This window comes from Parvularcula sp. IMCC14364 (assembly GCF_030758415.1).
Classification (GTDB): Bacteria; Pseudomonadota; Alphaproteobacteria; order Caulobacterales; family Parvularculaceae; genus Aquisalinus.
This window is the reverse complement of the sequence record NZ_CP132334.1, coordinates 2,824,970-2,839,281: the sequence shown is the minus strand read 5'-3', so window position 1 is coordinate 2,839,281 and position 14,312 is coordinate 2,824,970. Positions and strand designations below refer to the sequence as shown.

The following is a 14,312-nucleotide window of genomic DNA, read 5'->3' as shown; positions in this document are numbered from 1 at the left end:
GACTGCGATTTGTGCATGACATTGCGCCGGGCACAGCCCAGTCTGATAATCAAACAAGGTATGTCTGAGTGAACCCACGTCTTTATATCCTGCCGCTGGCACCTTTCGCTTTTGGGACCAGCGCATATGTTTTTACTGGTCTGTTGGAGCCGATGGCGTCAGACTTGGATGTCAGTATCGCTGCTGCCGGGCAGTTGCAGACCGCTTTTGCCGTGGCCTGTGCCATCGGTGGGCCGATGCTGGCAAGAATGACAGGTCAATATGATCGGCGCCTGTTGCTGGTGACGGTCATGGGCATTGTCTTGTTGACAAATATCGCTTCGGCGCTGGCGCCCGGGTTTTCCTTTCTTGTTGCCGCTCGCATTGCTGCCGGCTTTCTGGGGGCGTTAACGGTGCCGTTGGCGTCGATGATTGCCGTCGGGCTCGTCGCGCCAGAAAAACGGGCGAGCGCTCTTGCGATTATTTTTGCGGGCAACACGATGGCGTTCCTTTTAGGCGTACCACTGGGCAGTGTGATTGGTGATCTGTTTGGCTGGCGTGGTTCATTTTGGTTTGCGGCCTGCATATCGGCGATTGTTCTGGCAGCTATAGCGGCTTTTGCCCCGAGGGTGCCGTTACCGCCGCCGCCGCCTGCGGGTGCTTTCAGGATGGCACTCTCTGGTGCCAATTCGAAACTGATGCTTCTGACCCTTCTTGCTTTTATTGCGACTTTTACAACTGTTGCCTTTGTTGGGCCGGTTGTGACCCTGAGTACAGGGCTGACAGGTGGGGCGATTGCGGCAATGCAGGTGTTTGTTGGGCTCGGTAGTATCGCTGGCCTTGCCTTGGGCGCGCGGCTTGCCGGGATGGCAGCCCGGAAGACCATCGCCGTTCTTGCAGCTGTTATAATCGCGACACAGATGATTTATGTCATGGGGATGAGGGCAGATTTGGGTGTCATCGACATCCCGCTTTTCGCACTGGTTACCGTGTTCAGCGCCGGGGCGCTGTTTGCCATGGCGCCAATCACGCAGGTTCGCCTTGCCGCGGCGGCCGGCCCGGCGGCAACTGTCGCCTTTGCGCTAAATGGTTCAATGATTTTCCTCGGCCAGGGACTGGGAGCAGCCCTTGGCGGTAGCGTCATCGCCTTCTCGAGTCTGCCAGCAGTAGGATATGCTGGTGCGCTGGTTGCGTTTTCGGCCCTTTGTCTGGCGCTGACATTATCGAATGACGCTGATCGTACCTAAAAAACTTGCCCGCATGTATCGGGAGAAATTGGCTCACAACAGGAATGAGGAATGACCAGAACAGCTTTATCCCAACAACAGGAAAAATTCTTCACCGCTTTGCGCAACGGCCAGTGGGAGATGCCACCGCGGTTGAAAAATCTCGGTATTCGACCGGATTTGTGGCTCAAGGAAGTAAGTTACGGACGTACACTGTATGAATGGCCCAATGAGGGGCAACGCGATATTGAAGGCGCGCGTGTTTTTGGTGGCTGGATCGCAGGCTTCTCTGACCATATTGTATCCATGACCATGGCAAGTGCCCTGGAAGATGGGGAATGGTTCACAACAACAGAACTAACAACACGGATGTTTCGCCCCATGAAGCGCGGATTGATCCGCATCGAAGGGCGGCTCATCAGTCGTGGGCGCACGACCGGGTTTGTTGAGGCGGACTGGATAGACGAGGAAGGGCGCTTGGTGGCAAAAGCGGCTGCCGCAAAGGCCATCCGCAAGATGGAAGAATTGGGTGCGGATCAGTTCCTGAAGCAGTAAAATGCCATGATCTGAATACCAACATGAAGAGTTGAATATGAGTGACGACATGAAAGATGCTTTTAACCAGATGGCGCCGCCTTTCGCGAAATTGCTTGGAATGAAAGTGACCAACGCAACCAGGGAAAGGGTAGTGGCAGAATTGTTCGTCTCTGACGAGCTGACGACCGCAACGCCGATTCTTCATGGTGGTGCGATTATGGCGCTTGCGGATAACCTGGGCGCAATGGGCACGATCCTGAATCTGCCAAGTGGTGCCACGACAACCACGATCGAAAGTAAAACGAATTTAATGGGAAGTGTGCCTGCCGGTGAAATCGCTTATGCTGACGCTACGCCTTTACATATTGGGCGCTCGACCCAAGTATGGCAGACCCGGGTTACGCGTGAAAACGGTAAGCTCGCTGCTATTGTCACTCAGACCCAGATGGTTAAGTTGCTGGGGTAGTCAATTGGTTTGGCCAAGCGTTGCCAAGGCACCCGACAAAAGCACTTTATAATTTTCATTGCTGCTTACATCCGCATTCACATAGATTGCCATGGCAAAGCCGCGTAGGTTATGTCTCTTGGCAAGACCCTCCTGAGAAAAGAAGACATCCCCCCAACTGTCGAACGGCGCAGGTGCTGTAATAGTTTCAAACCATGCCGTCCATTCTGTTTCGGTGATCAGTCCGCGGCGTGCGGCAAAAAGGATTGGCCGCGCCAGTCGTTCCGGCTCCCCGTATAGGTAAAAATGCTCGTTTGAAGCCATAATCTGGGCACCGATAGTATCGCGTATCTGCAGAATCTGTTTCCGGTCCAGCGCGTCATTGAGGGTCAGTTGCATCAACAGGTCTGCGCCGTGGGCGACACCATGTCGCCAGCCTTCGTCTTCATCAAACCCGCGATAGTCTGTGATGTCACTGATATAGGCAGTGGCCTCATCAATCAGAACCTGGCGCTGACCCGCTGTCAGGATATCGTCTATTCGGTCTGCACGAGCCACTTCAGATAATACCAGTGCGGCGAATGGTCGTAAAAATCCGTCTGTATCCGGCTCATTTATCTTCTCGATCAGTGTCTTGCCGACATCAACAATCTGCGCAGCTGAAATGCGTTTTTCGCGCATGAGCTTTGACAGTCCTTCATATCCGATCTTGTCACGCAGATCAGGGTCCGGGTGGCCAAGGCAGGCGATGAGATCCATAGCCAGAGTTTGATATTTCGCTTCATTCTCAAGGGTGAATTCGGCTTCACGCAATGCCATCACGGATGTTTTATCCATCCCCAGAGGAGAGCAGGCAGGCGCTTCTGTGGCCATTGCGGGTGAAAATGTGCAGGCAGCCAGCGTTATGGAGGCGAGATATTTTTTCATTTTTTCCCTCATTTCCTCATCAGTTTAGCTGAGGGGGGTGAAGCCGCGTAGTTACAGAGAGGCAAGGCTTATTGTTGACAAAGAAACAGTTGCTAGGTAAACAAAATATATGGGAATTGAAAAAAGCGACTGGATGCAAGCGTGGGTCAACCTTATCCATGCCGGGACCTATCTGCGTCAGGGGCTTGAGAGAGCCTTCAGAGAGGAACTCGGTATCAGTCTCTCCGAGCAGGATTTGCTCAAGCAACTGAGTGTCAATGACGGAGTGTTGATGTTGTCTGAGCTTGGCGACCGGATCTATTTTTCCAAAGCTGGCATCACGCGAATGCTCGACAGACTGGAGAAAAGAGGTCTGGTCAGACGCCAGGAAGTGCCCGGCAACAGGCGTTCATTAAGTGCGGTGCTGACGCCAGCGGGCAGGAAAACATTCGAACAGTCCAGAGAAATACTGTCTGTCTACGTAGAGAAGTCTCTATATGATAAGCTGGACGATGAGGAGATTATTTCTCTGAAAAATAACCTCACAAGTTTGCTGAAAGCACATGGCGTTTTTGATGGGCAACAACGTCACCTGAAAGGTGAGAAGCAGAACAAGCCATGAGCATACGTATTTTAACGCTGACTTTTGCGCTGTTACTCGTGATGGTAGGGCTCCTGCGGTTATCTGCATACGCACCTTCAATTCTGAGTGCTTATGCAGAGTATGCCACTTTCCTCTACATCGCCGGCACCATTTTCTTTGCCGTTGCGTTGGGTCGGCCAGGTGTTTCCATGCAGCGGGTCGGGTTTTTTCGCCCACCTGAACTGCGTGATATTGGATTGGCGGTACTTGGCGTCCTCATATTACAGGCCAGCGGCGCATGGCTGGGGCCTGTATGGGGGGAGCTTTTTGGCGCAGGGCGTGATCTGGGCCGCTTTGATACTGTGAGTGGAGACCTCGGGGTATTGCTGTCTGTATTGTTGCTAAGCTGGACTGTCGCAGCTTTTGGGGAAGAAATTACCTTTCGTGTGGTGCTTATGCGGGGCATAGCGGCGTCGCTTGGGAAAGGGCGCGTGGCGATGCTGCTGGCGCTTGTCCTGCAGGCAGTCGTGTTCGGATTCGTGCACATCTATCAGGGCCCCGCAGGTGTTGCGAGTTCAACCATCAGTGGTTTGGTCTTCGGTGCATTGGTGCTTGCGCCACGCGGCGCGATCTGGCCGGCTGCGCTGGCACATGGGTTTAATAACACAATCGGCCTGCTTGCCCTTTACCACGCGCCGTAAGGTCGGCCTGTAACCTGAGTAGAGCCAGACTCTACTCAGTGACATCGACCCGACGCAGATTGTCATCGGAGTTCCGTTCCACCAGCTTGTTGTAAGGGTCAACACCAGCATAAAGCGGCCTTTCCGATACGGTAAACCTGAACTCGTTGGTGCCTGAGACGATACGCTGTTTCTCGAAGGTCAGAATGTGATCTGTGCCGTCATAGACGTCACGCAGGTTTTCTGAGAACAAGCCAACATCAATCATCATGTCGAGCGGGACTTCTTCTTCCTGACCCTGATCATCGGCTTCAAGTTTGCGCGCTTCGATTGTCAGTATCACGTCCCAGTTGCCATCAGCTTTTTGCGTTGCACTGGCTGCATCAACGCGCATGTCCCATAGCATGATTTTCTCAAAAAGGTCTGTGATGAGCTGTTCATGCTCAGGCCCTGCTTCCTCGCGCAGGATTTTCAGATAATCGACAGATCGGGGGTAGGGATCGGATTTGTAGGCCCATTCCTCAAGCATCCGGGCGAGAGAACGATTGACCACGTCTTCGCCGATATAGTCTTTCAGAGCATACATCACCAGCGAGCCCTTGCGGTAATGGATATAGCCCTGATTTTCGACACGATAGAGCGGCAGTTCGGCGCGTGCTTCTACACCACGGTTGCGCAGATAGGAATCCAGCTCCCATTTCAGGAATCGGCGCATATGTTCTTCGCCATAAGCCTTTTCCATCACCATCAGGGCTGAATACTGAGCAAATGTCTCAATGAGCATGGTAATGCCCTGCACATTTGCACCAGACAGCTGATGCCCCCACCATTGGTGAGCCATTTCGTGTGACGTGACATAATAAACATAATCTATGTTTCGCGGGTCACGCAGATCGGCGATGAAGCCGATACTCTCTGAATACGGTACAGTATTCGGGAATGATTGTGCAAAGGTGGCGTATGCTGGAAATTCCAGAATGCGCATCTGTTTGTACTGATAATCGGAGAACGCGTCGGTGAAGTAGTCGAAGGAGTCCTTCATGGATTCCATCATACGCTCGACATTATAGCCATGTTCCGGGTGATACAGTACCTGCAGGTCTACATCGCGCCAACTGTCCTCGGCAACCTCATATCGTGCGGATAGGAACGAATAGAAATTCTGTATTGGCGCATCCATGACATAACGGAAATAGCGACGACCATTTTCCGTCCACTCTCGCTCAAGATAGCCGGGGGCCATCGCGATCTGGTCCGGCACAGTGGAAACTGTTGCCGCAAAGCTCACCCAGTCACTGTCGCCGCGCAAGGCATTGGTTGACCATTGGCTTTCATCCTCAAGTTTCGGAATCCGGTCCTGATCCGGTAAGCCGCGCTGGCGACGCTGTTGCCGGTTACCCAGAAACTTGCCCGGATTGATGCCAATGCCTGGCAGGCTCTCCCCGCTGGGGATGAAGGTGCCATTATAGTTTGTTGTCGTCTGGTTGCCAGCATTACGGAAACCCGGATTGCGATTCTGGATTTCTGCCATAAAGGTCAGCTGCTCGCCGAGTTGCATTGGCCTGTCGGTTGTGAACACATAATGGTTCATACCGCGATCATCTGTCGTCAGGCGCGCACCCTGCATCTCCTGCGAGATAACTCTTGCGCCCCAGGCATAATCAATATGGATTTCATTGATCGGTGCGTCGGTTTTGTTCTCAAGCACATATTCCATGCGGACATCATATCCGCGCTGATACGGGAAGATATCTAGCGCCACATCCACATCTGTGATCTTTGGCTGTGCTGATGTATCAACACTGCCCCAGGCTCGTTCATAGGCTTCTGCCCGGTCTCGACCCATCTCCGATGTGACATACGCGTTTCTGATATGCGTGTTGTTGTAAATCCAGGCACCTGTAGCAACAAATCCGACCAGCGCCAGTCCACCGAAAATTGCTGCACCGCCCCGGAACTGACCGGGCAAACCGGCAACGCGCTTGCCGATGGTTTCAAGGGCACCGCGACTCCACAACATGTAAGTCAGCACAATGAGAAAGACCGAAAAGAAACCCCAATAGAGGGTCCACCACGCTGTGATGCCGAGGTAATGACCATAGGCATTCATATCGGAGTAAGGCCCACCGGGGATCGCACCCGGAATGTAGAGATTGTCCTCGAATCCGAGATTGAACAGAACCAGCGTACCGATGAGATATACCAGCATGGCGATCATACCGGCCCAGCGATTGTTGAAAAACACCTGTGCAAAAATGGCGATGACCGCAAGAATGGTGAAGCCAGCCATGAAGTCCACGCCAAGGCGCAGGGCATACTGACCAATCTCAAGATTATCATACCCCATGCTGAGTTGCACCAGAATGGCCGTCAGCATACTGGTGATGACCAGCGCTGCGAGCACGAGTACCATTGCCAGAAATTTGGACAGAACGAAGACCCAGTTGGGGGCCGGGGTTGCGTCTATGATTTCCGAAAATTTGACAGAACGCTCGCGCCATACCAGTTCGGCTGCATAGTAAATGGCGATAATCAGGGGCACGATGGAAAAAGCGCCCAGCAGTACATCGACCATTACCCGGGTGATCGGATAGGAGGGGGTACCGTAAATAGCGCTTAGGTTCATCAGGCCGCCCAGGCTGTTGAAAATGCCAAGGGCCAGCAGCACCCAGAACGCAATGTTCCGCACAACGCCCATCGTTTCGAAGCGGGTCCGTCGCCAGAACTGGTAGCGTGAGGTGCCAGCGGAAAAAGCAGGTGTCAGGGTCGGTAGATGGACGGCAGTCGGTACAAACAGTTCCTCTGCACTGCCGGGCTTGCCCTTGCGCTTGATCAGGGAGCCGGAAAAGCCATTGGGAAAGGCAAAGACATTCAGCAGTAAAAGCGCAATGCCGACTGTTATCCACAGCAGGCGGTTCTCCAGCATGATGCCTTCAAGAGCAGGCACCTGTGTGTTCCGCTCAAACGCCGTCCAGTAGCGCGTTACTTCGCCGAATGCCTGAAGTCCCAGCGGGTCCAGCAGGGCGGTGATGCGCACCAGTTCCGGATCATTCACCAGAGCATTGCCGACAAAGTAAACGATCAGAACACCGACCAGTGCCACATAAGTGGCGATGGTTGAGCGCGTGAAATTCGCCACAGAAAACAGGATCATGCCGACAATCAGCATATTCGGCACACCGAAGAGCAGGAAGATATAGAAGACCTGACCCGGATTGAACGGGCCGACTGTTTCTGGGTCAAGCCAGGGCATGACTGAGCCGAGCAGAAAGAAGACCGGGACGGCAGCAAAGGCGAGCATTGTCACAATGTAGCCGCCGACAAACCGTGCCAGCATGAAAGTGCGCCGGTTCACGGGAGTGGCACCAAACATTTCCTCTGTCACGAAACCCTTGTCACGCAAGATGCCTGAGGAAAGGAACGCGGTTGGAATAATCATCCCGAACAGGCTCCAGATGAGCATGTTCAGTGAAGCCGCATAAGGCGAGTTGACATTGACTGCCCCGGTGCCGCCGACAGAGACATTATCCAGCGTCACGCCACCGAATGTCAGCAGGCCGAAGATCAGAAAGATTGCGATGAAAACCGGGCCACGCATCTGGTAGCCCAGTTCGAAGCGGAGGATGGATCCAAACATGGTTGCGCCCCCCGACCTAACGGCCCGCCGGGGCAACAGGCTCTATCGCACCGCGGATGATCGCGAAATAAACATCTTCCAGTGTCGCGGGAACCTGTTCGAAGCCGTCACCGGGGTCACCCTCTGCAAAGACATGGATCACGGTATTGCCGGACATGAGCCTGGTGGAGATCACGGCATACCGCTCCTGATAGGACGGCAGGTCAGCTTTCTTGATGACCTTGCGCCAGATGTTTCCATCCACGTCGGCAATCCACTCTGCCGGTGTCCCTTCAATCATGATACGGCCCTTGTTCATGATCGCCATGCGCTGACACAGGTCCGCCACATCTTCAACAATATGGGTAGAGAGAATAACAACAACATTCTCACCGATTTCCGACAGAAGATTGTGGAAGCGATTGCGCTCTTCCGGGTCGAGACCGGCTGTGGGTTCGTCTACAATAATCAGCTTGGGGTCACCGATCAGTGCCTGCGCAATACCGAAGCGCTGGCGCATACCGCCGGAATAGCTGGACGGCGCTTTCTTGCGCACATCATAAAGGTTGGTCTGCCGCAGCAGCTCCAGCACAAGTTCTTTGCGCTCTTTGGCGTTTGTAATGCCTTTGAGGGCGGCCAGATGGTCGAGCAGCGCCACTGCTGAAATACGCGGATAGACACCGAAATCCTGTGGTAGATAGCCGAGTTTCTGCCGCAGGCCTTCCGGGTTTTGCAGCACGTTCAAGCTATCGAACCCGATAGCGCCGCTATCAGGTTTCTGAAGGGTGGCGATTGTACGCATCAGGGTAGACTTGCCGGCGCCGTTCGGTCCCAGGAGGCCATACATGCCTTTCGGGATGGACAGATTGACACCATCCAGCGCCCGCACACCATTGCCATACGTCTTCGTCAGTCCGGAAATTTCAAGCATCCCGCCAGCCCCTCAACAATTCTTAAACGCCCCAAGTAGCTGATTACGATATAGTGTCGGCTCCCGGGTGACAAGCAGGAAGCCGTCTGGACAGCCAAAAGTTAATGTTTGCGAGGGTTTTGCAGGGCTTTGTCATCGAATATGCGCCAGCAAACGACATTTCATCGCAGTGCAGCAAACGGCAGTTGCCCCTTGTGATAACCCGTGCTAGACCCCGCGGAAATTCAGGCGCGGCGTTGCTGACAGGCAAGGCCGCGTTTTTGAAAGATGTGAAGTTTCAGTGGGTTAGCTCTTTTTGGGGGCGATGCATTGAAGCGGATATTCAGATAGCCCAGTGCGCTTTATTCTGGCGCACACCACACTAAATAAGACGATACGGCCACCCCGGCTGTGATTGGACGAACAAAAGATGGCAGGCAAAACAAGTTCAGCCGGAGCGGAGATAGGCGGGCGATACGCTGCAGCCCTGTTTGATCTGGCTGCTGACGAAAAAGCCCTCGACACAGTCGAGAAAGACCTTGTTGATCTCTCCACTGCGATAGATCAGTCAGACGATCTGCAGAACCTCATCAGCAATCCGCTATTTGCGCGTGAAGACAAGCAGAAAGCAATCATGAGCCTTCTGGACGCCGGCAAGGCGCACGCCTTCATCAGGAATGTGGCAGGGCTGATGGCTTATAATGGGCGCCTTTTCGCGTTGCCGGCCATGATCAAGGCTTTTCGCAAACTGGCAGCTGATGCCCGCGGTGAGGTCAGTGCCGAAGCGATAACGGCAGTGCCTCTCTCTGATGAGCAGGTGAAGCGCCTGCGCAGCGAAATTGAGGCCAGTATCGGCAAGGGCGTCAATCTTGAAACCAGAACTGACGAAAGCCTGCTCGGCGGTCTTGTCGTCAAAGTCGGGTCGCGCATGGTGGACACATCCCTGCGCACCAAACTCACACAACTCAAAATGTCCATGAAAGAGGCGTAGAAACAAATGGAACTCGCAGCAGCAGAAATTTCCTCGATCCTGAAGCAGCAGATCAAGAATTTTGATCAGGATGCGCAGGTTTCAGAAATCGGTCAGGTGCTCTCCGTCGGTGACGGTATTGCCCGTGTATATGGCCTTGATAATGTTCAGGCCGGTGAAATGGTCGAGTTCGCCAATGGCGTAAAAGGCATGGCGCTGAACCTCGAGACAGATAATGTCGGTGTCGTGATCTTCGGTGAAGACCGGGATATTAAAGAAGGCGATACAGTCAAGCGGACTGAAACCATTGTGGAAGTGCCGGTTGGCAAGGGCCTGCTTGGCCGCGTGGTTGACCCGCTGGGTAATCCGATTGATGGCAAGGGGCCGATTGAGGCTGCTGAGCGCCGTCTCGTGGATGTGAAGGCGCCTGGCATCCTGCCGCGTAAATCAGTGCACGAGCCTGTTCAGACAGGCATTAAGGCGATTGACGGCATGATCCCTGTGGGTCGTGGGCAGCGGGAATTGGTTATTGGTGACCGTCAGACAGGCAAAACAGCCATCTGTGTCGATACTATCCTGAACCAGAAAGATGTGAATGCGTCTGCTGCAGATGACTCAGGCAAGCTGTTCTGTGTTTATGTGGCGATCGGCCAGAAGCGTTCCACGGTTGCCCAGATTGTGAAAACGCTGGAAGACAATGGCGCGCTGGAATATACCATCGTTGTAGCGGCGACGGCTTCCGAGCCTGCACCTTTGCAGTTCCTCGCCCCTTTTGCCGGTTGTGCCATGGGTGAATTCTTCCGCGATAATGGCATGCACTCACTGATCATCTATGATGATCTCTCGAAGCAGGCTGTGTCTTATCGTCAGATGTCCCTCTTGTTGCGTCGTCCTCCAGGGCGTGAAGCTTATCCGGGTGACGTTTTCTATCTGCATTCCCGCTTGCTGGAGCGTGCAGCGAAACTGAACGAGGATAATGGTCTTGGCTCAATGACGGCTTTGCCGATCATTGAGACGCAGGCGAACGATGTGTCTGCCTATATTCCAACCAACGTGATCTCTATTACAGACGGTCAGATATTCCTCGAAACCGATCTGTTCTATCAGGGCATCCGCCCGGCTGTGAATGTTGGCCTTTCCGTGTCGCGTGTTGGTTCTGCCGCGCAAACAAAGGCGATGAAACAAGTGGCTGGCAAGATTAAGGGTGAGCTTGCCCAGTATCGTGAGCTTGCGGCTTTCGCCCAGTTTGGCTCGGATCTTGATGCCGCGACCCAGGCGACATTGAACCGTGGTGCTCGCCTGACGGAACTGCTTAAGCAACCGCAATATTCTCCGTTGCAAATGGAAGAGCAGGTCGTTGTCATTTATGCCGGCACGGCAGGTTATCTGGATGGTATTGCTGTAAAGAACGTAGGACGTTTCGAAGAGGAACTGCTGCGTCACGTACATGGCGACCACGCCGACTTGCTCGCAACAATCCGTGATGAGAAGAAAATGTCAGATGAGTCTGAAGCCAAGCTGAAGGACATCCTGACCAACTTCACGAAGAACTTTGCGTAAGGAAGCCAGATGGCGAACCTCAACGAACTGAAAATCCGGATCCGGTCGGTCAAGTCGACGCAGAAGATCACCAAAGCCAAGCAAATGGTTGCCGCAGCCAAGCTGCGCAAGGCAGAGGAAGCGGCCACCATGGCGCGTCCCTATGCTGAGCGTATGGAGGCGGTGCTGGCTAATCTTGCCAGTGGAGTTGGTGACCTTTCAAATGCGCCAAAGCTTCTGGCAGGTAATGGGTCAGACAAAGTCAATCTCTTGATCGTGGCAACAGCTGACCGTGGTCTTTGTGGTGCCTTCAACACCAATATTGTGCGCAAGGCGCGTGAAGCGATTGTGCGCCTTCAGGGTGAAGGCAAACAGGTCAAAGTCATCTGTATCGGGAAAAAAGGTCGGGACCAGCTGAAGCGACTCTACGGTGAATTGATTATCAAGACCGTTGAACTTTCCGAGGTCAAGAAAGTCGGCTTTGCGAATGCCAAGGAAATTGCAGACGATATTCTGTCGCGTTTTGATGAAGGCGAATTCGATATTGCGCATCTGTTTTTTGGCAAGTTCAAGAATGTGTTGACCCAGGTGCCAACTGAACTCCAGATCATCCCGGCAAAAGCACCAGAAGATGCGGATATGCCTGATCTCGCTGGTGCTGTGTACGAGTATGAGCCGGATGAGGAGGAAATCCTCAAAACATTGTTGCCGCGGTATGTTGCTATACAGATGTTCCGGGCACTGCTTGAAAATGCGGCCTCTGAGCAGGCAGCCTCCATGACAGCCATGGACAATGCGACGCGCAATGCTGGTGAAATGATTGATGATCTCACATTGCAGTTCAACCGGGCGCGTCAGGCCAAGATTACGACCGAGCTGATTGAGATCATTGCCGGTGCAGAGAGTGTTTAGGAATTTGAGCGGCTGTTTCGGCAGCCACGAAATGTAAGGAAGAAAAAGAATGAGTGGACAACAAGGACGTATCTCCCAGGTCATCGGGGCGGTCGTGGACGTTGAGTTCGACGAGAATCTGCCAGCCATCCTGAATGCGCTGGAAGCTGATAACAACGGCAACCGTCTGGTGCTTGAAGTGGCCCAGCATCTTGGTGAAAATACTGTGCGGACCATCGCGATGGACTCGACCGAGGGTCTGGTGCGCGGGCAGAAAGTAACAGATACCGGCTCAGCGATTTCCGTGCCAGTTGGTGAGGGCACGCTTGGCCGCATCATGAACGTGATTGGCGAACCTGTGGATGAAGCAGGACCCATTGCGCACGATACCAAACGTGAAATTCACCAGCTCGCACCTGAGTTTGTTGAGCAATCTACAGAATCCGAAGTTCTGGTAACGGGCATCAAGGTTGTTGATCTGCTTTGTCCATATGCCAAGGGCGGCAAGATTGGCCTGTTTGGCGGTGCCGGTGTTGGCAAGACAGTTCTGATTATGGAGCTCATCAACAACATCGCCAAAACGCATGGTGGGTATTCCGTGTTTGCTGGTGTCGGCGAGCGGACCCGTGAAGGCAATGACCTTTACTGGGAGATGATCGAATCGAATGTGAACAAGGACCCGAAAGCCAATGGTGGGTCACCTGAAGGTTCAAAAGCTGCACTGGTCTATGGCCAGATGAATGAGCCTCCAGGCGCGCGTGCCCGTGTGGCCCTGACAGGTCTCACCGTTGCCGAGCACTTCCGTGATCAGGGTCAGGACGTTCTGTTCTTCGTGGACAATATCTTCCGCTTTACCCAGGCCGGTTCCGAAGTATCGGCGCTGTTGGGCCGCATTCCATCTGCTGTGGGCTATCAGCCGACACTGGCAACGGATATGGGTGGTTTGCAGGAGCGTATTACAACGACAACCAAAGGGTCGATTACATCCGTACAGGCTGTTTACGTGCCAGCCGATGACCTGACTGACCCGGCACCGGCCACATCTTTTGCGCACCTTGATGCGACAACCGTTCTTAACCGGGCGATTGCGGAGAAAGGGATTTATCCAGCGGTTGATCCGCTTGACTCAACGTCCCGTATTCTTGACCCGCGTGTGATTGGTGAAGATCACTATCAGGTTGCCCGTGACGTACAGGGTATTCTGCAGCGTTATAAATCCCTGCAGGACATCATTGCCATTCTCGGCATGGATGAGCTGTCTGAAGAGGACAAGCTGGTTGTTGCCCGTGCACGGAAGGTTGAACGCTTCCTGTCGCAGCCATTTGACGTGGCTGAGGTGTTCACTGGCTCACCGGGCGTTCAGGTGCCGCTGGAAGATACTATTCGGGGCTTCAAAGGGCTTGTGGCCGGTGATTACGACCACATGCCGGAAGGTGCTTTCTACATGGTTGGCTCGATTGATGAAGCCATCAAGAAAGCCGAGAAAATGGCAGCAGAGGCCGCCTGATGATGTATTGGCGGCAGACTTTCCTTATTGTGCTGGCTGCCGCCATGCTTTCCGCCTGTGGCACAGGTGGGTTCGCCTATCGCGCCAAGCCGCCTGCGTTACCGGCGATACCGCCGCAGGAAGTTTTTGTAACCGCCGTGAGGGATATCTGTTTCAGTTCACTTGAGCGTAACATTTCCCATGCTGCGTTGGCGGAAATGCGCGGGTTTCAGGCTTTTAGCGGGGCTGGAGAGCAATACCGCAAAAGCCCGGATGAAGTTTTTTACAACGCGGTCTTTACGTCAGCGCCTGTACTGGTTGCCATCAACGAGAAAGCGTCAGAATGCTCTGTCATTGCGGTGCGTGGTAATTACAGTGAATTGAAGTATCTGGCTGAGGTCGAGATTGCGGATTTCAGCGATAAATACGGTGCAAATGCGCCGGATCATATTGCGTTCGTTGGTAATGATATAAAGCAGACTTATGCGCTGAAATTTACGCTGCTTTCTGACAGTGCTGTGGATGCTGAGGAATAGATAAGATC

13 protein-coding genes are annotated in these 14,312 nt (G+C 53.5%); 10 read left to right on the top strand and 3 right to left on the bottom strand.

The window, feature by feature from the left end; translation table 11 throughout:
* Positions 1 to 68 precede the first annotated feature (68 nt).
* From RAL90_RS13225 to RAL90_RS13215, 3 genes are read left to right on the top strand one after another with little or no spacing between them, the layout of a single operon-like run.
* Entirely contained in the window at positions 69 to 1,226 is a 1,158-nt protein-coding gene (locus tag RAL90_RS13225) for an MFS transporter (protein ID WP_306251394.1), read from the top strand.
* 51 nt (positions 1,227 to 1,277) lie between these two features.
* Positions 1,278 to 1,760 carry a PaaI family thioesterase gene (locus RAL90_RS13220; RefSeq protein WP_306251392.1) on the top strand — a complete coding sequence of 161 codons (483 nt, stop codon included), beginning with the start codon at positions 1,278 to 1,280 and terminating at the stop codon, positions 1,758 to 1,760.
* Between the two features lie 37 nt (positions 1,761 to 1,797).
* Positions 1,798 to 2,208 carry a PaaI family thioesterase gene (locus tag RAL90_RS13215; RefSeq protein WP_306251390.1) on the top strand — a complete coding sequence of 137 codons (411 nt, stop codon included), beginning with the start codon at positions 1,798 to 1,800 and terminating at the stop codon, positions 2,206 to 2,208.
* Here the strand turns inward: RAL90_RS13215 and RAL90_RS13210 are convergent, their stop codons facing one another.
* Positions 2,209 to 3,114, bottom strand: a complete 906-nt coding sequence (locus RAL90_RS13210; RefSeq protein ID WP_306251388.1) for a DUF2785 domain-containing protein — start codon at positions 3,112 to 3,114, stop codon at positions 2,209 to 2,211.
* Between the two features lie 109 nt (positions 3,115 to 3,223).
* On the opposite strand from RAL90_RS13210, the gene RAL90_RS13205 reads away from it, so the two are divergent.
* Entirely contained in the window at positions 3,224 to 3,715 is a 492-nt protein-coding gene (locus RAL90_RS13205) for a MarR family winged helix-turn-helix transcriptional regulator (RefSeq protein WP_306251386.1), read from the top strand.
* Positions 3,712 to 4,377 (top strand): CPBP family intramembrane glutamic endopeptidase, encoded by a 666-nt coding sequence (locus RAL90_RS13200; protein ID WP_306251383.1) that lies wholly within the window; start codon positions 3,712 to 3,714, stop codon positions 4,375 to 4,377. The genes RAL90_RS13205 and RAL90_RS13200 overlap by 4 nt, the downstream gene beginning before the upstream one ends.
* A 31-nt stretch (positions 4,378 to 4,408) precedes the next feature.
* Here RAL90_RS13200 and RAL90_RS13195 read toward each other — a convergent pair whose 3' ends face one another.
* Positions 4,409 to 7,993 (bottom strand): M1 family aminopeptidase, encoded by a 3,585-nt coding sequence (locus tag RAL90_RS13195; protein ID WP_306251381.1) that lies wholly within the window; start codon positions 7,991 to 7,993, stop codon positions 4,409 to 4,411.
* 16 nt (positions 7,994 to 8,009) lie between these two features.
* The gene (locus RAL90_RS13190) at positions 8,010 to 8,903 is read right to left on the bottom strand and encodes an ABC transporter ATP-binding protein (RefSeq protein WP_306251380.1); all 894 of its coding nucleotides are present in this window, start codon (positions 8,901 to 8,903) and stop codon (positions 8,010 to 8,012) included.
* 409 nt (positions 8,904 to 9,312) lie between these two features.
* On the opposite strand from RAL90_RS13190, the gene RAL90_RS13185 reads away from it, so the two are divergent.
* The 5 genes from RAL90_RS13185 to RAL90_RS13165 are packed head-to-tail and all read left to right on the top strand — an operon-like array spanning position 9,313 to position 14,304.
* Positions 9,313 to 9,873 carry a F0F1 ATP synthase subunit delta gene (locus RAL90_RS13185; RefSeq protein ID WP_306251378.1) on the top strand — a complete coding sequence of 187 codons (561 nt, stop codon included), beginning with the start codon at positions 9,313 to 9,315 and terminating at the stop codon, positions 9,871 to 9,873.
* Positions 9,874 to 9,879: 6 nt separating this feature from the next.
* The gene (gene atpA, locus RAL90_RS13180; protein WP_306251376.1) at positions 9,880 to 11,412 is read left to right on the top strand and encodes a F0F1 ATP synthase subunit alpha; all 1,533 of its coding nucleotides are present in this window, start codon (positions 9,880 to 9,882) and stop codon (positions 11,410 to 11,412) included.
* Positions 11,413 to 11,421: 9 nt separating this feature from the next.
* A complete protein-coding gene (locus tag RAL90_RS13175) occupies positions 11,422 to 12,303 on the top strand; it encodes a F0F1 ATP synthase subunit gamma (protein WP_306251374.1) in 882 nt (293 codons plus the stop codon).
* A gap of 49 nt (positions 12,304 to 12,352) precedes the next feature.
* Positions 12,353 to 13,789, top strand: coding sequence for a F0F1 ATP synthase subunit beta (gene atpD, locus RAL90_RS13170; protein WP_306251372.1), 1,437 nt, complete (start codon positions 12,353 to 12,355; stop codon positions 13,787 to 13,789).
* Positions 13,789 to 14,304 carry a hypothetical protein gene (locus tag RAL90_RS13165; RefSeq protein ID WP_306251370.1) on the top strand — a complete coding sequence of 172 codons (516 nt, stop codon included), beginning with the start codon at positions 13,789 to 13,791 and terminating at the stop codon, positions 14,302 to 14,304. The genes atpD and RAL90_RS13165 overlap by 1 nt, the downstream gene beginning before the upstream one ends.
* Positions 14,305 to 14,312 lie beyond the last annotated feature (8 nt).

Excerpts from the sequence above, each read along its gene's own strand:
- RAL90_RS13190 (WP_306251380.1), bottom strand. The coding sequence starts at position 8,903 with ATGCTTGAAATTTCCGGACTGACGAAGACGTATGGCAATGGTGTGCGG.
- RAL90_RS13205 (WP_306251386.1), top strand. The coding sequence starts at position 3,224 with ATGGGAATTGAAAAAAGCGACTGGATGCAAGCGTGGGTCAACCTTATC.
- atpD (WP_306251372.1), top strand. The coding sequence starts at position 12,353 with ATGAGTGGACAACAAGGACGTATCTCCCAGGTCATCGGGGCGGTCGTG.
- RAL90_RS13210 (WP_306251388.1), bottom strand. The coding sequence starts at position 3,114 with ATGAAAAAATATCTCGCCTCCATAACGCTGGCTGCCTGCACATTTTCA.
- RAL90_RS13175 (WP_306251374.1), top strand. The coding sequence starts at position 11,422 with ATGGCGAACCTCAACGAACTGAAAATCCGGATCCGGTCGGTCAAGTCG.
- RAL90_RS13185 (WP_306251378.1), top strand. The coding sequence starts at position 9,313 with ATGGCAGGCAAAACAAGTTCAGCCGGAGCGGAGATAGGCGGGCGATAC.
- RAL90_RS13215 (WP_306251390.1), top strand. The coding sequence starts at position 1,798 with ATGAGTGACGACATGAAAGATGCTTTTAACCAGATGGCGCCGCCTTTC.
- RAL90_RS13220 (WP_306251392.1), top strand. The coding sequence starts at position 1,278 with ATGACCAGAACAGCTTTATCCCAACAACAGGAAAAATTCTTCACCGCT.
- RAL90_RS13195 (WP_306251381.1), bottom strand. The coding sequence starts at position 7,993 with ATGTTTGGATCCATCCTCCGCTTCGAACTGGGCTACCAGATGCGTGGC.
- atpA (WP_306251376.1), top strand. The coding sequence starts at position 9,880 with ATGGAACTCGCAGCAGCAGAAATTTCCTCGATCCTGAAGCAGCAGATC.
- RAL90_RS13200 (WP_306251383.1), top strand. The coding sequence starts at position 3,712 with ATGAGCATACGTATTTTAACGCTGACTTTTGCGCTGTTACTCGTGATG.
- RAL90_RS13165 (WP_306251370.1), top strand. The coding sequence starts at position 13,789 with ATGATGTATTGGCGGCAGACTTTCCTTATTGTGCTGGCTGCCGCCATG.